The sequence below is a fragment of the Desulfoluna spongiiphila genome, assembly GCF_900101345.1.
Lineage (GTDB): Bacteria > Desulfobacterota > Desulfobacteria > Desulfobacterales > Desulfolunaceae > Desulfoluna > Desulfoluna spongiiphila.
The window spans coordinates 11,361-30,739 of the sequence record NZ_FMUX01000006.1; the positions used below are offsets into that span (position 1 = coordinate 11,361).

Here is a 19,379-nt window from a genome sequence, read left to right on the forward strand (position 1 = left end):
CTTCAGTTTTTTCCTCAATCGTGCGATCAGTACACCAAAGCATAAACATTCTATTTGTTCCTCCGGATGTCTTGGGGTGCCCGAGGCCGTATGGAGGCTGTTCCGAATTGTGCGGGCGGGGCCTTGGGTGCTCTGTGTGTCGATGACGTGACGGCCATGCCTTGCATGGTGAAATACAAAACAGGGGGGCGCGGTGCTGGGTTCTTGCTTCCGGATCTGTGTGGTGGGGTTTGTGATCGCGGTGATGTCTACGGGGGTGCTCCTGCCGGGGGACGGGTGGGGTAAGGAGACCGTCTACCTGGTGTTCGGGGGAGACAACAGCTACCCTCCTTACGAATACCTTGACGAGCATGGAACACCCACCGGTTTTGACGTGGATATCACCCGGGCCGTGGCCCGGGAAATGGGCATTCTGACGAGCCTGAGGCTTATGCCGTGGAACGAGGCCCGCAGCGCCCTCAAGGCCGGTGAGGTCGATGTGCTCATGGGGATGTTCAAGAGCCCTGAGCGCCAGAGAAACTTTGCCTTCAGCATGCCACATAACGTGGCGTCCTATGCCGTATTTGTGCCCGAAGGAAGCCCCGTCGGTTCTTTGGGAGAGATCCGGGGCAGGCGGGTGATTGTCCAGGACGGGGACATCGGCCACGATTACCTGCTTCAGCAGGCCGAACCGGTTCAGATCGTGCTGCGGGAGAACATGCACGAGGTGCTCAAGTCCCTTGCTGCTGGGGAGGGGGATGCCGCCCTGCTCTCCCGGGTACAGGGGCTCATGATCCTCAAGGCCGAGGGGCTTGATGCCATCAAACCCGTGGGGCCTCCGGTCTTGCAGCAGGACTATTGCTTTGCCGTGAGAAAAGGGGACCACCGGGTTCTCTCCCTGCTCAACGAGGGGCTCAGCCTCATCAAGGCATCGGGCCGCTACGACGAAATCCATGATAAATGGTTCGGCGCCTACAGGTCCGAGGGGTTCAGCGGCCTGGAACTCCTCGCACACATGGCCATGGTGGGGGGACCGCTGGTGGCGGTGGCCCTGCTTTTTCTGCTGTGGAGCTGGAGTCTGAAGCGAAAGGTGGCAAGACGTACGGAAGAGCTCTCCAAGGCCAATGATATCCTGAGCCGTCAGATCGATGAGAGGCTCCAGGCCGAGCGGGCGTTCCGGGAAAGTGAGCGGCGCTATCGGGAGATTTTCAATACCCCCAACGACGCCATTCTCCTCCATGATGCCGGGACAGGCGGTGTTGTGGACATCAACAGGCCCGGCCTTGCCATGCTGGGCTATAGCCGCGACGAGATCCTCGGCGCCGGGTTTGAGACCCTGCTATCAGGCCAGGGTGACTCCACCGGAGAAAAGGCGATGGTTCTTTTTCAGAAGGTGGCAAAGGGGTTCCCCCAGGTGGCCCAGTGGGAGGGCCGTCGAAAGGACGGGTCTGTTTTCTGGGTGGAGGTGTCCCTTAAAGTGGCTCGCTTTACGGATCAGGATTGCGTGGTTTCCGTGGGACGGGATATCAGCGCCAGGAAAGAGGCCGAGGAGAAGCTTTCCCAGGAGAAAGAGCGCCTTGCCGTGACCTTGCGGAGTATCGGGGACGGGGTTATCACAAGCGACGTGTCCGGCCGGGTGGTCCTGATGAACAAGATCGCCGAAAAGCTCACGGGCTGGACCCAGGCCGAGGCCGCCGGAAAACCCATGGCCGACGTGTTTCGCATCATCAACGAGAAGACGCGCAAGCCCTGCGAAAACCCGGTGGAAAAAGTCCTGGCAACGGGCAACATCATCACCCTGGCAAACCATACGGCACTCATTGCAAAAGACGGTACCGAACGCTGCATCGCCGACAGCGGGGCGCCCATCATGGACCGTACCAGCGCCATCGTGGGGGTGGTCCTCGTGTTTCGGGACGTGACGGACGAGAACCGCATGGAAGAGGAGCTGCTCAAGGCCCGGAAGCTCGAGTCCGTCGGGGTGCTTGCCGGGGGGATCGCCCACGATTTCAATAATATTCTCACGGCGGTACTGGGCGGGGTGAGCCTTGCACGAACCCGCAGCCTGGAGAACTCCGAGGTCCACAGGCTCCTGACGGATGTGCTGAAGGCCTGTGAGCGGGCCAAGGACCTGACCCAGCAGCTTTTGACCTTTTCCAAGGGGGGCGCTCCGGTTATCCGGGTCGCCTCGGTGGTGGATGTGGTGCGGGAATCGGCGGGGTTTGTGCTCCGGGGAAGCCGGGTGCGCTGTGAGACCCGTTTTGCCGAAGACCTCTGGCCTGCGGAGATCGACTCCGGACAGATCAGCCAGGTGGCGCAGAACCTGATTCTCAACGCGGTGCAGGCCATGCCCCGGGGCGGGGTGATCACCATCACCGCCGAGAATCACTTCATCGACGCCACGCGTGTGGGCTACCTCCCCCTCAAGGGCGACCGGTATGTGAAACTCACCTTCTGCGATGAAGGACCCGGCATCCCTGAAGAGATCGTGGACCGGGTGTTCGATCCCTTTTTTACCACCAAGAAGACCGGCAGCGGCCTGGGCCTTGCCACCACCCATTCCATTGTCTACAAGCACGACGGCCACATCCGGGTGACGTCGACCCCCGGCCGGGGGACCTGTTTCACCCTCTACCTTCCCGCATCGGAGGAGCCGCTTCCCGAACCCCTTGAGGTGCAGCCCGAGCTCCGGGTGCAGGGGCAGGGCCGGATCCTGGTGATGGACGATGAGGAGATGGTGCGGGACGTGGTGGAGGGCTTGCTTCTCTCCATGGGCTATGAGGTGCTGCTCACGGCCAGCGGTGATGAGGCGGTGGCCGTCTACAGGGAGCGCCACGGCGGACCTGAGCCCGTGGACGTGGTGATCACGGACCTGACGGTGGCCGGGGCCATGGGGGGGCTGGAAGCCGCGGGTCTGATCCGGCAATGGGACCCCGATGCCCGGGTGGTGGTCTCCAGCGGGTACTCCAACGACCCGGTCATGGCCGATTACAAGGCCCACGGATTCTGCGCGGCCATCGTAAAACCCTATACCCATGCCGACCTTATGGCGGTGGTCGCAGGAGCCATGGAAGGATGACGGCGTGCGGGGCGCTCCGGCCCTGGGATATATCGCTACACTTGAGGTCGGGACTTTGGTATAGTACAGCCCTTTCCGGCCCGGCAGTGACAAGAAGAACGGGCTGGGAACCGGAACTGTCAAGGCGTCCGCCTGTTTTTTGAAATGGGGGCGGTCGTCCCGCTTAAGGAATGGATCACAACAGCCGGCATCAGGGGTGGCGGAAGAAAAAAAACGGCTTGTGCCCGTGCGCCCGGAAGGGGGCTTTCGGAAGGCGCTGCGTGCAAGCGGTCTTTATGGATTGGTTTTCATGACATACAGAGTTGCAATCAACGGATATGGTCGTATCGGGCGGTGTATTTTGCGGGCCCTTTACGAGTCGAGTCACCGGGACGACCTGGTGATCGTGGGGATCAATGAGCTTTCCGACATCGAGTCCATCGCCCACCTGACGAAGTACGATTCCACCCACGGACGGTTTGACGGGGATGTTTCCTGCGTGGGGCACACCCTGATGGTTAATGGGGACCCCATTGCAGTCACCTACCAGAAAGAGCTTTCCCGTTTGGCCTGGGACAAACTGGGGGTGGATGTGGTCCTGGAGTGCACCGGGTGTTTCACCCGGCGTTCCATGGCTGAAAAGCACATCGAGGCCGGGGCGAAAAAGGTGGTCTACTCCTGCCCCGCCGAGCCGGATGTGGATGCCACCATCGTGTACGGCACCAACCACGACACCCTGAAAAAAGAGCACACCGTGGTCTCCAACGCCTCGTGCACCACCAACTGCATTGTGCCGGTGATCAAGACCCTTGACGAGTCCTTCGGCATCGAGAGCGGGGTCATCACCACCGTGCACTCCATGATGAACGATCAGCCGGTTATCGATGCCTACCACGATCAGGATCTTCGCAAGACCAGAAGCTCCAGCCACTCCATCATCCCTGTGAACACAGGGCTTGCAAAGGGACTGGACCGCATCCTGCCCCATCTTGAGGGGCGCTTTGAGGCCCTTGCCCTGCGGGTGCCGACCTTGAACGTGTCGGCCATGCAGCTCACCGCCCAGGTGCGCGAAAAGACCGATGCCGAAGCCGTGAACGAGGCTCTCTACAAAGCAGCCCACAACGGCATGAACGGCATCCTGGGCTACACCGAGGTGCCCCTGGTCTCCTGCGACTACAACCACGACCCCCGTTCGTCCGTGGTGGACGGCACCCAGACCCGCGTCTCCGGTCACACGGTGAGCGTCCTGGCCTGGTTCGACAACGAGTGGGGATACGCCAACCGCATGCTGGATACCACCCTGGCCCTGATGCGGGCCGACGCGTAAGTCTGCAAGTGTGCCACCTTGAAAACTGATTGCGAATGCGTTTTGCCCCTTGGTCCTCGGGTCACATCGCATTCGCTTTTTTTTTGCCGATCGGGGTGGACTGTTTTTTTCAGGATGCACCCCGCCCGAAGGGGATCCCCAGTTTTCGCAGCCTGTGGCGCAGGGTGCTGGGGTGGATGCCCAGCAGGGCGGCGGCCCCGACGTCCCCTTGGATTTTTCCGCCGGTCTGCTCCATCATCCGGGTCAGGTGCCTGCTGATCACCGCATCCAGGGTGACGGGCCCTTCAAGAGACGCTGCAACGGGCTCGTGGGTGAGGGCCTCGGGCGCTGCCACCTCGGCAAACTGCAGCGGGGTGTCCCGGTCTCCGGAATAGTTGCGGATGATCTCCCGCTCCACAATGTTTTCAAGCTCCCGGACGTTGCCTGGCCAGTGATACCGCTGAAGCCTTTCCAGGGCGCCGGGGGCAGGCACCGGGAGGTAGGGCAGCTTCATCTCGCGGCTCTTTTTTTCGATGAAGTGGTTCACAAGGGCCGGAATGTCGGCTTTCCTTTCCCGCAGCGGAGGGATGGTCAGCGGAAAGACGTTGAGCCTGAACCAGAGGTCTTTCCTGAAGGTGTTCGCTTTGACCATGGCCTCCAGCTCTCGGTGGGTGGCGGCGATGATCCGCACATCCGCCGTGATCTGTTCGGTTCCCCCCACCCGTTCAAACTCTTTGGTCTGAAGCACCCTCAGCAGCCTTACCTGGGCGGCGTGGGGCAGCTCGCCGATCTCATCTAAAAAAAGGGTCCCCCCATGGGCCCGCTCAAACCGTCCCCGTTTCCGTGAAAGGGCACCCGTAAAGGCTCCTTTTTCATGACCGAAAAGCTCGCTGTCCAGCAGGCTCTCCGGGATGGCCCCGCAGTTGACCTTGATAATGGGGCCCCTTGCCCTGGACGAGTTGTAGTGAATCGCGTTGGCGATGACCTCTTTTCCCACCCCCGTTTCCCCAAGCAGAAGCACCTGGCTGTCCAGGGGTGCCACCTGCCGCACTTTTTCCATCACATCCTGCAGTCCGAAATGTTCCCCGATGATGGTGTCTCCGCTCATGCGGTGGAGTTCACTGGTTAAAAACCGGTTGTCGTCTTTGAGCATCTCCTGGAGGCGAAGCACCTCCTGGTACCTCAAGGCGTTGCTCATGGCCACGGCAAAGGGGTCGTGGAGCAGGGAGAGGAGCCGGGCGTGCTCTTCCGTGAACTGGCTCTCCTTCAGGGCACTCACCGCCACCACCCCCAGGCGCTGGTTTTTGGTCATGAGGTGAAGCACGGCAGAGGAGAAGACGGACGTGATGCCCATGTGTTCTGCCACCCGCTGGGCCACCGGATTGTCGGCAGGTCGGTTGCTCAGGGAGGTCTGGCTCAATTGGGATTCGATGAAGGCCACCTCGCGTTCCGTGATCTCCACCACGGTCCCCGGGGACATCATGGGAAAGCCCGCCTGGGCCACGGAACAGATGCCGGGGATGGAGGGGTCCAGGTAGTCCATTGTGATGTTTTCGGCCGGCATGTAGCGTTGCAGGAAGCCTAAGCATTCATCAAGGGCTTCGCCGATGTCGATGCTGCCGCAGATGGCCAGGGTGCCCTGGTGAAAAAAACTGATGTCGTCGGTTCGGGGCATGGGCTCTCTCCAGATGGGTAACAGGTGGTCTTCAGCCCTTGGCGGCGTTGGGATAGCCGCCGTGACGTGCACCCGCAGGGGAGGCTCGCTGAAGAAGTGCCATATAAGATATGTATCGAAGAAAGGTGTCATATGCAACATGTTAAAATGTTGCATATGACATTTTGTGGTTTGTGGCTTTAGCAATAGTCTGAAAATATACATAAAAAAATCATGGCATGGTTTTGGCAAAAGAAGGGGGTAACCATGCCGGAAGGGGAAGGCTTGGAAACAATCCCCTGATCGCCCACGGGCGACATCCGGTGGCGAGTCCGGGGACGCGCCGACTCCTGAGGCCATGCTTCGACTGCAATGATCCCCCCCCCCATTTTCAGGGCGGTCGACAGCGTAGCCGGGAGGGGCGCTTCCCCGGACGTTCAACCAAAAAAATAAAGATGAGCGGCGGACCGGTTCGTTCGCCCGGGGAGATGGAGACGACCTATGGATTGCAGGGAAGAGATCACGGTGAGGTTGACGGAGCTGGGCAGCGATCACAAGGTCTCTGCCCTGTTCAGCACATTTTGCAGGGTGGCCGGACATGCCTGCAGGCTTTATCGGAACGAGCGAATTGAAAACGACTGGGCCGTAGCCATCGAATGGTCCCAGGTGCAGGACCCCGAAGCCATAGCAACCCAACGGGACCTGCTGGTCTGGGCCCTTGAGGACCTGGGGCACGTGCACGTCTCGTTCTGGCAGGCAAAAGGCTGACGGACAACGGGCGTCAGCCCTTCCTTTCCCGGGGGGCGGGTCAACCATGCAGAGCCCCTTCACAACAAAATACAGGAATGATGGAATGATGAAACGACGAGGAAAGATAAACATACGGGCAGCGGTGCTGCCTATGATGGTGCTGCTTTTGGCCTTGGCCCTGACCGGATGCTCGGAGAGCGAGGCCAACAGGATGAAGGAGAACGCATTGATTCGCCCCATCAAGGCGGTAACGCTGAGCAGGTCCGGTGAGAACGCCTCATGGCGGTTTCCCGGGGCGGTACGCTCCCTGCGGGATGTGGAGCTCTCTTTTCGTGTGGGGGGCCCAGTGGTGGCCCTTGCCGTGGACCGCGGTGAAAAAGTCCGCAAGGGAGAGGTTGTGGCCCGCATCGACCCACGGGATTTTGAAGTGGCCGTTGCCACCCTGTCCGCCAATCTGGCCGTGTCCAGGGCCCAGCTGAAAGAGGCGGCGCTTCAGTACAAGCGCTACAAGACCTTGAGCGCGGAGAGCGCTGCGGCCCAGGCCACCTTTGACAGCATCATCGCCACCTATGAAGTGGCCAAGGCCAGCGTGGATGCGGCAGAAAAACGCCTGGAAGAGGCGAAGAACAGCCTGGACGACACGGTCCTCATCGCCCCCTTTGACGGGTATGTCCATGAAAAATTCATCGACAACCATGAGACGGTGGCCCAGGGGCAACCCGTGATTTCCCTCGTGGACCTCGACCACATGGAGGTGGAGGTATCCATCCCCGAGGGGATGCTCCCCATTGTCCGGCAGATCGGGGCCATCGTCTGTCGCTTCGATGCTCTGCCCGGTGAGACCCTGGCTGCAACGGTGAAGGAACTCTCCAAAAATCCCAACCCTTCCAACCGATCCTACCCCCTTTACCTTACCCTTGACGGCAACCGGGACCACCGTATCAGGCCGGGCATGGCCTCGGAGGTAACCCTCACCGCCCTGAATCGTGAGGTGGGGTTTTGCGTGCCGGAGACCGCGGTGGTCAACACCGTGCAGGAGGGCACCTTTGTCTGGGTGGTGGATGAAAAGGAGATGGCGGCACGGCAGGTCACGGTGGAGCTGCTTGGCGCCAGTGTGTCGGGGCTACGTATCGACGGCCCCCTTGAAGAGGGGATGCAGGTGATCGCAGCAGGGGCCCGGGGACTTACAAACGGGCGCAAGGTGAAGGTGATGCCGGAGGCGAGCCCCACCAATGTGGGCGGTGAATTGTAACCCGGACATTTCATGGGGAAACGCAACACAAATGAATCTGTAATCACGATACTTAAACACAGTGTGTCAAACTTTTCAAAAGTTTGGCCCCCGGCGAAACCGCCGGAGGCACGCTTTGATCTAAAAAAAGGAAAGAAGGGATGACGTTGCCCGATTTTTCGTTGCGTAATCAGACCACCGTGATCTTTGCCATGGTGCTCCTGCTTCTGGGGGGCATCTGGGGCTATTTTCGCCTGGGCAAGCTTGAAGATCCGGTTTTCACCGTGAAAACGGCCATGGTCATGACGGTGTACCCCGGGGCCTCTCCCCATGAGGTGGAGCAGCAGGTGACCCGGCCTATTGAGGAGGCGGTGCAGGGCACCGATGAAGTGTACAAGGTGCGATCGGAATCCCGCGCCGGTCTCTCCCTGGTCTACGTGGATTTAAATGAGTGGATCCGATCCGACGATCTCCAGCAGCTCTGGGACATGTTGAGGCGCAAGGTGACGGCCGTCCAGAGCCAGCTTCCCGACGGCGCCCTGCCCTCGGAGGTGATGGACGACTACGGGGATGTGTACGGGCTGTTCATGGCTCTGTCCGCCGACGGGTACTCCCTGGCCGAGCTCAAGGAGTACGCCGATTACATCCGCCGCGAGCTCATGCTGGTGCCCGATGTGGAGCGCATCACCTTTTACGGGATCCAGCCGGAGGTGGTGACCGTGGATGTCTCCCGGGCCAAGTGCGCTTCCCTGGGTATCTCGCCGACTCGCATTGCGTCCATGCTTCAAGCCCAGAACACCATGGCCCCGGCAGGTGCCATGGACGTGGGAAGCCTCCGGGTGCGGATCCAGCCGTCTGGGGCCTTTGCCTCGGTGGATGAGATCGGGGCGCTGGTGATCCAGGGTGAGGGGGACGAGCAGGTGCTGTTGAAAGACCTGGCCACCATTACCCGGGAGTATCTGGATCCGGCCGAGCCCATGATGCGGTTCAACGGAAAAGCAGCCATCGGCATTGCCGCCTCGGCTGCGGACGGAGCCAACGTGGTGACCATGGGCGAGGCCGTGAACGCGCGTCTGGGGGAGCTCATGGCGGGCCTTCCCGTGGGCATTGAGCTCAACAAGGTTTACTACCAGTCCGACTTTGTCAAAGATAAGATCAAGGGGTTTATGATTAACCTGGCCGAGTCCGTGGCCATTGTCATCGGGGTGCTCCTCGTGACCATGGGGCTGCGAAGCGGGCTGATCATCGCCGCCAACCTGGTCCTGTCCATCATGGGAACCTTTCTGGTGATGCTGGTCTGGGGCATCGACGTACAGAAGATCTCCCTGGCCGCCCTCATTCTTGTGATGGGCATGATCGTGGACAACGCCATCGTGGTGGCCGACGCCGGGCTGGTGAACCTTCAAAAGGGGATGACGCGCCTCGACGCCATTGCCGAGCCCACCCGACAGAGTGCCGTGCCTCTTTTAGGCGCCACGGTCATCGCCTGTCTGGCCTTTTTCCCCAACTACATGGCTCCCACCAACACCGGGGAGTTCTGTGCCAGCCTCTTTCAGGTGGTGGCCATTGCCCTGATGTTCAGCTGGCTCCTTGCCATGTCCCAGACTCCGGTGTTCTGCTACCGGTTTTTAACGGTTCCCGAAGGAAAAGGGGGCGAGGATCTCCATGCCGGAGCCCCGTATCGTCTGTATAAGCGGCTTCTGAACAAGGCCCTTCGCCATCGCCTGGTTACCCTGGGCCTGATGGTGGGGCTGCTGGTCCTTGCAGGGGCCGGCATGGGGATGGTGGAGAAGCGGTTCTTCGCCGATGCCGACACCGCCCAGTTTGTGGTGGACTACCGGCGGCCTGAAGGCTCACGCATCGACATGGTGTCCGAGGACCTTAAAATCGCCGAATCCTTTGTGCTGAACATGGAGGGCGTCACCGGTGTGGCCACCTGCGTGGGCCAGGGTCCCCCCCGGTTCATGAACGCCGTCAACCCCGAACCCAAGATGGCCAACTACGGTCAGCTTATCATCAACGTGGACGATTACCGAAAGATCAGCGCGATGATGGACGAGCTGGCGGAGTGGTTTGCTATCAACCTTCCCGGAGGCGAGCCCCACATCACCAAGTACATCAGCGGGCCCAAGGCGGATTACCGCGTGGAGGCACGATTTACCGGGCCCGACCCTGCGGTGCTGCGCTCGCTTGCCGAGCAGGCCCGTGCGGTGATGGCAGACACCCCCAACGCCATTAACATCACCGACGACTGGCGGGAGCGGTCCCTGGTCTGGGAAGCCCTTTATGCCCAGAACAAGGGGCGGCGCGCCGGGGTGGAACGAACGGATCTTGCCCGGGACCTCCTGGGGGGAACCGATGGGGTGACCGTGACCAGCTACCGGGAGCATGACGAACTCATCCCGGTGAAGGTGGTGTATTCCTCTCCGGATCAGACCGATTTTTCGGCCTTGCCCGTCTGGGGTATCTCAGACGCCGGGGTTCCCGTGGCCCAGGTCACCGAGGGCAGCGACTTTTTCTGGGAAGATCCCGTTATCCGCAGGTACAACCGCCGCCGCGTGATCCGTGCTCAGTGTGACCCTGCGGGTACCATGACCTCCGATACCCTGCTTCAGAAGATCCGGCCCCGGGTGGAGGCCATTCCCTTGCCCGCCGGGTACACCCGGGAGTGGGAAGGGGAGTACGAGCTTTCCACGGAGAGCAACGAAGGACTCAACGCCTTCCTGCCTGTGAGCCTCGTGGCCATGGTGATGATCCTGGTGGGGCTGTTCAACGGGATCCGCCAGCCCCTGATGATCATTACTATCCTGCCCCTTGCCCTGGTGGGCATGGCAGCGGGGCTGCTGATCTTCGGGCAGCCCTTCGGGTTCCTTGCCGTGCTGGGGGCTTACAGCCTCATCGGCATGATGATCAAAAACGCCGTGGTGCTCATCGACCTTATCGATGAGGACATCCGGGGCGGCAAAGACCCCCTGGCCGCCGTCAAAGAAGCCTCGGTGAACCGCATGCGACCGGTGATGATGGCTTCCGTTACCACGATTTTCGGTATGATCCCCCTGATCTTTGATGTGATGTTCGTCTCCATGGCGGTGACCATCATGGTGGGGCTGGCCTTTGCAACGGTGCTTACCCTGGTGGTGATTCCGGTGCTCTACACGTTATTTTTCAAAATCCGGACCGACGAGATGCCGGGGGAGGTGGCATCATGATGATGAAACGTCAGGTTGCATGGGGTGTTGTTGCCGCGGTGTGTGCTGTGCTGTGTTTGGGCGCACGGGCCGGGGCCACGGAGCGGGTGACCATTGAGGAGGCCGTGGCCGAGGCCCTGCGCAGCAACCCGGCCGTTGCCGGTGCCGACGCCGAACTGGCCGCTTCCCGGGAGGTCCTCACCGGTGCCCGGGCCGATCGGTTGCCCACCCTTTCCGCCGGGTATTACTGGACGAACCACAACCGGGAACCCGTACAGAAAAGCGCCCTGGGTACTTACCCCGCGGGTTACAAGGAGGAGTCCGGTTGGGATGTCCAGGTGGTCCAGCCCCTGTTTGCAGGGTACTCCTTGAAATCAGCCCATGAGCTGGCACGGCTCGGGGTGGACTCCGAAGAGCTGAATCGCTTAGAGACCCTTCAGCAGTTGAGCCTCAACGTGCGGCAGGCATGCCATCGCCTGCTTTTGGCCAAGCGGCTCCTGGCCGTGGCGGAAGACGAGGTGATCTCCCTCACATCCCACAGACGCGTGGCTGTGCTAAACCACGACCAGGGTCTGATTCCGTTAAATGATTTGCTGAAGGCCGAGGTGGCCCTGGCTGAGGCCATCCAGAATCGGAACCTGGCCGAATCGGAGACCGAGAAGGCCCGCATCGCCATCAACCGGCTTCTTCACCGGGACCCGTCCGGGCCCCTTGACCTTGCCGACATGCATGCCCCCCCGGTCTGGGCCCAGAGCAGTGAGGAACTCGAAATCCTTGCCGTTATGCGCAGGCCGCTGGTGGCCCTCCTGCGCCTGGGGATCCGGCAGGCCTCCGTGGGGGAGACGGCGGCCAAGAGCGGGTATTACCCCAGGGTGGACCTGGTGGGGCGCTACGCCAAAAGCGGGGACGCTCCCTTTGCCGATGAGAACGAGTTTACCCATACGGATTCGGCCAGCGTGACCCTTCAGGCCTCGTGGACCCTGTGGAACTGGGGCAAGACCGGGGCGGGAGCCGCCGAACAGGCCCACCTCAGAAGGTCGGTGGAGGCCTCCCTGGCCGATGCCGAGGCCGCGGTGCGCCAGGATGTGCAAAACGCTCTGCTGGATCGTTCCGTGGCACTAAAGAACATCACCACCGCAGAAAAATCCCGGGCCCAGGCCCGGGAGAACTGGCGGATCACCCGGGTTCAGTACGATCAGCAGGTGGCCACGTCCACCGACGTCATTGACGCCCGCAGTTACCTCACCAGCGCCGATTCCAACTACTACCAGGCCCTTTACGCCTACATGGATGCCCTGGCCGTGCTGGATTACGCAACGGGAAAGCCTGTGGTGATGTAAGGGGTCGGCCCTTTGAAGAACAATTGATTTTGGCGGGGCTGCGTTTTGGGCCCCGTCACCAGATTTCGGAAGGCATGAACACCCTTTCGGAAGGTAAGTCTCCTTGGTGTGCAGGGAGGGGGAGCCATTCGGGCCCCCTCCCTGTTTTTACGTCCTGTGATGCCTCGTTCCCTCTGGCGGTGCGTTGTGGCAAACCAGGATAATCCTGATGATTGTGAGTCTTTCGGTATGGAACCCAACACGTCTTTTAAATCCATTGCAGGCACCGCCGCCTGCTATTTCTTTTATGCCTTCATCGCAGGATCCATGGCCCTTTGTATTACCTGGGAAGCCCTTCACACACTGCCCAGTTACCTTTTTGGCGAGGACTCCGTGCTGGAGTCTCTCCAGGTCATGGCCCTTTTTTTTACCATGGTGTGCACCTGGGCGGCAGGCCGCCAGGACACCTCCAAGGCCCCGGTCACCACGCTTCTGGTGGGGGCGGCAGCCATCGCTGGCATTCGCGAGTTTGATTTTTGTCTGGACCGGTACCTTTTCGACGGTGCCTGGCAGGTGCTTGTGCTTTTAACAGGGGCCCTGGCCATTGTCCGTGCGTTTCAAGATCGGGACGCCCTGAAGGCCGCCCTCCATGACTTTTCAGGGCGGCCGAGCTTCGGGCTTATGGCCGGAGGGTTTATCACCGTGTTTGTGTTTTCCCGCATTTTCGGGAGACAGGTCCTCTGGAGAGCCATCATGGGGGACGGGTACCTGGCGGTGGTGAAAAATGCGGCGGAAGAAGGGGTGGAGCTCCTCGGGTATACATTGATTTTCGTCGGCTCCCTGGAGTTTCTTCGGGAGTCCCGCTGTTCAAGCGTTTTGTATAATGCGATTGATCATCTGCGGTGAAATGAGATAGACTGAAAGGCAATGGAAGCGTGGCTGTTTTCACGCCGCTTCGAGCATGGAACGGACCTGGTGGGTATGCGGGTTCGTTGATGAGAGCGGAGGGAGCATGATGACGCAGGAACAGGCAACCATACGCCGGATGGATCAGGAAGACCTGGGCATTGCTATTTCATGGGCGGGCCAGGAAGGATGGAACCCGGGAATTCACGACGGGACGTGCTTTTACGCATGTGATCCCGAAGGATTCTGGATCGCCGAAGTGGACGGCGAGCCGGTGGCGATACTCTCCTCCGTGCGGTATGCGACGCGGGTGGGGTTCCTTGGCTTTTACCTGGTCCGGCCGGATTGCCGGGGCATGGGCGTGGGGCGGGTGGTGTGGCGCCAGGGCATGGATACCCTTCAGGATTGCACCATAGGCCTGAACACCGCCACCTCCTGTGAGGCCAAGTACCAGAAAATGGGCTTTCAAACCGCCCACCATGTAATCCGCTATCGCGGCGGGGCCGGGGGCGTGCTCCAGGCCGATCCCTACCTGCTTCCCCTCACCGATATTCCCTTTGATCGCGTCGTGGCCTTTGATACCACCTTTTTCTTCTCCAATCGCGAGGCCTTCCTCGCCTCCTGGATCACCCGGCCCGGCGTCATTGCCCTGGGGATTCTCCAGGACGGTCACCTTGCCGGATACGGCGTTCTGCGCCAGGCATGGGATGGCTTTCGTATCGGGCCCCTTTTCGCCCTGAACCCCGCCCATGCCCACAGGCTCTACACTGCCCTGAAAGCCTACGGCGGCGAAGGCCCCGTCTATATGGACATCCCCGATGCCAACCCCAACGCCATGGAGCTGGCCGAAGCCTTCGGTCTGGAGCCCGTCAAAAAGACCGTGCGCATGTACTCCGGCGATCCGCCGTCCCTGCCCCTTTCAGGTATTTACGGCCTGACCTCCCTGGAGTTGGGGTAAACACAGTCAAGATTACGGGCATAAAAAAAGGGCGTGATTCCCATGAATCACGCCCTTTGTGTTTTCTTATCTATGGTTGTAACTATTCAGCTTATGCCTCCGGTAAGCTTCAGAAAAGCTGAATAAACAGGTTTTAAAACTCTTCTTGAGTGAATTTTACTTTAAAGGCGGATGTGATTTGACCCGAGGAACGAGGGGCAAAACGCATCCGCAACCTGCTTTCAAGGTGGCACACCTTGCCGCCGGAGGCTGTTTTTTTGAGCTGAACAGTTACCTATAGTTTTTATTTTTTCGTCGGCCCTTATTTGTCCTTGGTGAAGTAGAGCACCAGGCTCTTGCCCATGACCGGGTTCAGGAGCCTGTCCATGAACTTGGTGAGTTTGGGCTGGGAGAGGATGTCCCACTCCAGAAAGCGTTTGTACAGGTTGACGGCCCAGTGGTCGGTGCGGGTGGGCCCCACGAGGCATTTCAGCCACCAGTAGGGGGCGTGGATGCTGTGGGCGTGGTGGGCGTTCCAGTAGGTGGCGCCCTGCTTTTCGATGAGCTTTACCAGGGGCTTTTTCTTGTAGATGCGCACATGGCCCATGTTGGCGTTGAAGTACTCGTCGGAGAGGAGCCAGCAGATCTTTTCGGGCCAGAATCGGGGGACGGTCACCACCAGGTTGTGGCCGGGCTTCAAGACCCTCAGGATCTCTTTGGCGGCCACATCATCGGTGGGGATGTGTTCCATCACCTCCGAGCAGAGGACGATGTCGAAGCTGTCGTCTGCAAAGGGGAGGTTGGTGATGTCGGCCATGGTAAAGGCCCAGGAACCCCCTTTGTGGGCGCCCAGGTGGTCGTGGAACTGGAGTCTTTTGACTCCCTGCTGCAGGTCCTCGTGGGAGAGGTCGGCGCCGATGGCCGTGACCTTTTCGTGTTCGTAGGCGGCGCTGATGTGGCGACCCGGGCCGCAGCCGATGTCCAGGATTCGGTAGCCGGGTTTGACGTCCAGTATGTTAAATTTTACGGTGATCACGGATGGCCTCCCTGTATGCTGCCACGGTCTGCTCGGCGGCGTTTTTCCATGTAAACTGTTCCTGAACGCGCTTGTAGCCTGCCTCGCCCAGCTCTTTTGCCTTTTCGGGGTTGTCCAGCAGCTCGCAGATGGCCTCTGCAAGGGCCTCCGGGTTTTCGGGTGGAACCATCATGGCCGCGTCGCCTGCCACCTCGGGCAGGGCACCGCCCGTGGTGCTGATTACCGGGATACCGCTGGCCATGGCCTCGCCCACGGGCAGGCCGAACCCTTCGTAGACAGAAGGGACCACGGCGATGGACGCCTTGGCGTAATGCTCCCGGAACTCCTCGTTGGAGACCCGGCCCGTAAAGTCGATGATGTGGCCGAGGTCCAGCTTTTTCACCAGCTTTTCAATGCCGCCTCCCTCCTTGGGGGTGCCGATGACGGTGAGGCGGATCTCCCGCTGCTTGCTGATGGCGTGCACGGCCTGAAGGAGGTAGTAGAGTCCTTTGAGGGGCTGGTCCGCGCTGTTGGTGACGATGAGCCGGTTCGGCTCCCGCTCGATGTGGGGCAGGGGGTAGAAGAGTTCGGTGTTGATGCCGTTGGGCACCACGTGGAACCGCTCTGCCGGGACATCGAATTCGGCGTGGATGTCGGTCTTGGAGAACTCCGAGACGGTGATGAATTTGGGAAGCCTTCTGACCACCCGTTTCTGCATGCCGATGAAGGAGTACCACCGGAGGTGTTTCACCTTTTTCCAGAAACTTCGTACACTGCGTACCGCGATCTGGCGGTCCCGGGTGATGGGGTGGTGGATGGTTGCCACGGTGGGAACCAGGCGGCTCAGGGCCCAGAGACCGTATGAGAGGCTCTGGTTGTCGTGGATAATGTCAAATTCGTGGACGCGGTTTTTAAGGTGGCTGTAGGCCCTGTACCCGAAGGTTTCGGGTTCCGGGTAGCCCATGGTGGAGATGCTCAGCCACTCCAGAAGGTTAATGGGGTTCTTCAGCTCCCGGACGGTGGGGGTCCTGAAGGGGTTTTCCGCATTGTACAGGTCAAGGCAGTCCAGCATGGTGAGCTTGGCGGCAGAATCCAGGAGGGGGTCCGGAGGCCCGGCCACCACTTCCACATGGTGGCCCAGATCGGTGAGGGCCCTTGCGAGGTTCCTCACATAGACACCCTGGCCGCCGCAATGGGGATTGCTGCGGTAACTGATCATACAGATACGTAACGGGCGGTTTGCATCACGGGTCATACCGCCACCTCCACAGAATATCGCCTCACGTCCTTACTCATAACACACTCCTCACCTTCTGCGGGTCTCGGCCATTGCCGAACCCAGGGTACTGCCATTACACCGGATATGCTTTTGGGCCCTTGAAACTGCTGTGAACCGCGCCGAAAGCATAAGAAACTATACTTACCCAACGGCTTGAAACGAGGTCAAGCACTTTTTAGGTTGTGGTAAAAATGGTCTCGCAACCAATCAATGATAGATAAAAGAATCGCATGTTATATGACGGTATGCGCAAAGACCTTCGGCTTCCCCTTGCAGGGGGAGCGTCTCCCTGATAGCAATGGGATGTTCCCTGAACGCATAAACAGCACGGGGAGCCCGCCTTGCGATGAGCCACCGACACCGAAAACTGAAAGGAGATACCCATGAAAAACCCCGTCGATACCTACTGGAAGCTGCGGCTGGAATCCGTGAAAGAACGCCTTGAGTCCAACAATTTCACGGTGTTTATTGCCGATGCCCCCGAAGATGCGAAAACCATCGTGGAAGAGGAGATCCTTGCCAAATCCGATTGCAAAAGCATCTCCTGGGGAGGCTCCCTTACCCACGTGGAGACCGGTGTTTACGAGATGCTGAAAAATCGGGACGACCTGGAGGTCCTGGACACCTACGACAAGAAAAACCTCACCCCGGAAGAGGTTGTTGAGCGCCGCAGGCAGTCCCTGCTGTCCGATATGTTTGTGACGGGCACAAACGCCATTGCCGAAGACGGCTACCTTGTCAATCTGGACATGATCGGCAACCGCATCGCCGCCCTGACCTTCGGACCCAAAGAGGTCATCATTCTTGTGGGGCGCAACAAGATCGTTCCCGACCTGGAGTCCGCCATGGACCGGATCAAGAACTACGTGGCCCCGGTGAACGCCATGCGCCTGGACATGAAAACCCCCTGCGCCAAGACCGGTGTCTGCCAGGACTGCAAAAGCCCGGCCCGGATCTGCAACACCTGGACCATCACCGAAAAGTCCTTTCCCAAGGGCCGTGTGAAGGTCATCCTCATCAACGCCGATCTTGGTTTCTGAAAAAACGTGTGATAAAGTCGACGGAAAGGCTGAGGTTGCCGAAAAAGCAATCTCAGCCCTTTTTATGTGTTCAACATGCAGCATGGTGTCCCGGAACGGGTGGCCGCTTTCCTGAAAACGGGTGGCGAAGGGCTTTTTCTTCGGATGCGGTTGTGTGTGGTCCCGATACATCGGTCGGAGGATTCGGCCGCAACCTAATGACAAACAGTAAGGTGGTAGACCCATGGTCGTAGATTTCAAGAAAGTGAGCTATATCCTTGCCCAGAGCATCGGCGGTGACTTCAAGCGCAAAGGCTTCGACATTGACCCGGAGATCTTTTGCGACTCCTTCAAGGCCGCCATGAGAGGCGAGCAGCCCACCATGCCTGCCGGTGAGATGCAGCAGGTGATGATGGCTTTCCAGCAGATGCTCCAGGAAGAGGCCCAGAAAGCCCAGGGCGAGATCGGTGAGAAAAACCGTGCCGAAGGCCGAACCTTTCTCGGTGAAAACGCCAAAAAAGAGGGTGTTGTGGTCACCGAGTCCGGTCTCCAGTACACCGTGGTGGAAGAGGGCACCGGCAAGTCCCCCAGCGCCAAGGACCAGGTAACGGTTCATTACGAAGGACGCCTCCTTGACGGCTCTATCTTTGACAGCTCCTACAAGCGTGAGCAGCCCGCGACCTTCCCCGTCAACGGTGTCATCGAAGGCTGGCAGGAAGCCCTCCAGCTTATGAAGGAAGGGGCAAAATACGAGCTGGTGATTCCCGCATCCATCGGCTACGGCGCCCAGGGCGCAGGGGATGCCATCGGTCCCCACGCCACCTTGTGCTTCACCGTGGAGCTGATCAAGGTCCTCGGCTAGTCCGAAGCATTCGTTTTGCCCGGCGGTATCGCTGGTCAAATACTGTTCCATAAAAAAGCCTCCGTTGAACATGGCTCAGCGGGGGCTTTTTTTATAAAACGAGGGGCAAGCGCTGGATCGGGGCACTACGTCGAAATTATTCAGGGTGGCTGCGTTGGCCGGTATCCCGGGCGGGCTCTTGCCGGAATTCGGAGGCAATGCTTTGGCGAGCCAATTCGGCGATGCGTCCTCTGTGGCTCCATGGGCCCGGCATGGTGGTGGCGAAAATGTCTTGACATAAGTTTGATATCCAACTAAGTTGCAGCCCATCAATCCAATGCAAAGGAGGGACGCGTGAAAACGGACCACATCATCGCCCTGATCGGCAAGACCAGGGAGAAATCGAACGCATTCATCCTGTGGAAGCTCAAAGAACTGGGTATCGAGGGGCTTGCCCCCTCCCACGGCGGAATCCTTGTCAACCTTTTCAGGAGCTCTCCCCTTTCCATGAAAGAGCTGGCCGAGAGGGTGGGACGGGACAAGTCCACGATAACCGCCTTGGTCAATAAGCTTATCAAGCTCGGGTATGTGGAAAAACGGAAAGACCCCTCCGACAGCCGCGTGACGCTTATCGCACTCACCCGGGAAGGGGAAGAGCTGAAGCCGGACTTCGAGTACGTATCGGCCAAGCTGATGTCCACCACCTTCAGGGGGTTCTCCCAGGAGGAAAAAGAGCAGGTTGTCCGGCTTCTGGAACGGATCCACGGCAATTTTTCCTAAAGAGCGTGGGGATGCTCCCGTGAAAACGTGCGGGAGCTTTTTTTTGATCAATTAGTTTGATATCAAACTTTAAGGTTGTTGCTTCAGGCCAATAGCCCCATGGCAACACGAATAGGT

General features: G+C 59.6%; 14 protein-coding genes. 11 read left to right on the forward strand and 3 right to left on the reverse strand.

Features of this window, described 5'->3' with window-relative positions; translation table 11 throughout:
- The first annotated feature begins 193 nt into the window (after window positions 1-193).
- Together BLQ12_RS09690 and gap are read left to right on the forward strand one after the other, a co-directional pair.
- Complete coding sequence (locus tag BLQ12_RS09690; protein WP_092210453.1) at window positions 194-3,058, forward strand: PAS domain S-box protein; 2,865 nt, start codon at window positions 194-196, stop codon at window positions 3,056-3,058.
- A 289-nt stretch (window positions 3,059-3,347) separates the two neighbouring features.
- Complete coding sequence (gap, locus tag BLQ12_RS09695) at window positions 3,348-4,364, forward strand: type I glyceraldehyde-3-phosphate dehydrogenase (RefSeq protein ID WP_092210650.1); 1,017 nt, start codon at window positions 3,348-3,350, stop codon at window positions 4,362-4,364.
- Window positions 4,365-4,473: 109 nt separating this feature from the next.
- Here gap and BLQ12_RS09700 read toward each other — a convergent pair whose 3' ends face one another.
- Window positions 4,474-6,018 (reverse strand): sigma-54 interaction domain-containing protein, encoded by a 1,545-nt coding sequence (locus BLQ12_RS09700; protein WP_092210454.1) that lies wholly within the window; start codon window positions 6,016-6,018, stop codon window positions 4,474-4,476.
- A gap of 480 nt (window positions 6,019-6,498) precedes the next feature.
- Between BLQ12_RS09700 and BLQ12_RS09705 the strand changes: the two genes are divergently transcribed.
- The 6 genes from BLQ12_RS09705 to BLQ12_RS09730 all read left to right on the forward strand — a co-directional run bounded on the left by BLQ12_RS09705 (window position 6,499) and on the right by BLQ12_RS09730 (window position 14,349).
- On the forward strand, window positions 6,499-6,765 hold the full coding sequence (locus BLQ12_RS09705) for a hypothetical protein (protein WP_092210455.1): 267 nt from the start codon (window positions 6,499-6,501) through the stop codon (window positions 6,763-6,765).
- 85 nt (window positions 6,766-6,850) lie between these two features.
- Complete coding sequence (locus tag BLQ12_RS09710) at window positions 6,851-7,999, forward strand: efflux RND transporter periplasmic adaptor subunit (protein WP_175469623.1); 1,149 nt, start codon at window positions 6,851-6,853, stop codon at window positions 7,997-7,999.
- Between the two features lie 140 nt (window positions 8,000-8,139).
- Complete coding sequence (locus tag BLQ12_RS09715; RefSeq protein WP_092210457.1) at window positions 8,140-11,187, forward strand: efflux RND transporter permease subunit; 3,048 nt, start codon at window positions 8,140-8,142, stop codon at window positions 11,185-11,187.
- A complete protein-coding gene (locus tag BLQ12_RS09720; protein WP_092210458.1) occupies window positions 11,184-12,506 on the forward strand; it encodes a TolC family protein in 1,323 nt (440 codons plus the stop codon). The genes BLQ12_RS09715 and BLQ12_RS09720 overlap by 4 nt, the downstream gene beginning before the upstream one ends.
- 228 nt (window positions 12,507-12,734) lie before the next feature.
- Window positions 12,735-13,391 (forward strand): hypothetical protein, encoded by a 657-nt coding sequence (locus BLQ12_RS09725; protein ID WP_092210459.1) that lies wholly within the window; start codon window positions 12,735-12,737, stop codon window positions 13,389-13,391.
- Between the two features lie 106 nt (window positions 13,392-13,497).
- Window positions 13,498-14,349, forward strand: a complete 852-nt coding sequence (locus BLQ12_RS09730) for a GNAT family N-acetyltransferase (protein ID WP_175469624.1) — start codon at window positions 13,498-13,500, stop codon at window positions 14,347-14,349.
- A 301-nt stretch (window positions 14,350-14,650) separates the two neighbouring features.
- Here BLQ12_RS09730 and BLQ12_RS09735 read toward each other — a convergent pair whose 3' ends face one another.
- Window positions 14,651-15,364 (reverse strand): class I SAM-dependent methyltransferase, encoded by a 714-nt coding sequence (locus BLQ12_RS09735; RefSeq protein WP_092210461.1) that lies wholly within the window; start codon window positions 15,362-15,364, stop codon window positions 14,651-14,653.
- Window positions 15,345-16,598: a glycosyltransferase family 4 protein gene (locus BLQ12_RS09740; RefSeq protein ID WP_092210462.1), complete on the reverse strand. Its 1,254-nt coding sequence runs from the start codon at window positions 16,596-16,598 to the stop codon at window positions 15,345-15,347. Before BLQ12_RS09740 ends, BLQ12_RS09735 begins: the two co-directional genes overlap by 20 nt.
- A gap of 407 nt (window positions 16,599-17,005) precedes the next feature.
- Between BLQ12_RS09740 and BLQ12_RS09745 the strand changes: the two genes are divergently transcribed.
- The 3 genes from BLQ12_RS09745 to BLQ12_RS09755 all read left to right on the forward strand — a co-directional run bounded on the left by BLQ12_RS09745 (window position 17,006) and on the right by BLQ12_RS09755 (window position 19,262).
- Complete coding sequence (locus tag BLQ12_RS09745; protein ID WP_092210463.1) at window positions 17,006-17,662, forward strand: lactate utilization protein; 657 nt, start codon at window positions 17,006-17,008, stop codon at window positions 17,660-17,662.
- A 223-nt stretch (window positions 17,663-17,885) separates the two neighbouring features.
- The gene (bamJ, locus tag BLQ12_RS09750; protein WP_092210464.1) at window positions 17,886-18,503 is read left to right on the forward strand and encodes a BamJ family beta-barrel-assembly machinery protein; all 618 of its coding nucleotides are present in this window, start codon (window positions 17,886-17,888) and stop codon (window positions 18,501-18,503) included.
- Between the two features lie 333 nt (window positions 18,504-18,836).
- A complete protein-coding gene (locus BLQ12_RS09755) occupies window positions 18,837-19,262 on the forward strand; it encodes a MarR family winged helix-turn-helix transcriptional regulator (protein WP_092210465.1) in 426 nt (141 codons plus the stop codon).
- The last annotated feature ends 117 nt before the right edge of the window (window positions 19,263-19,379 follow it).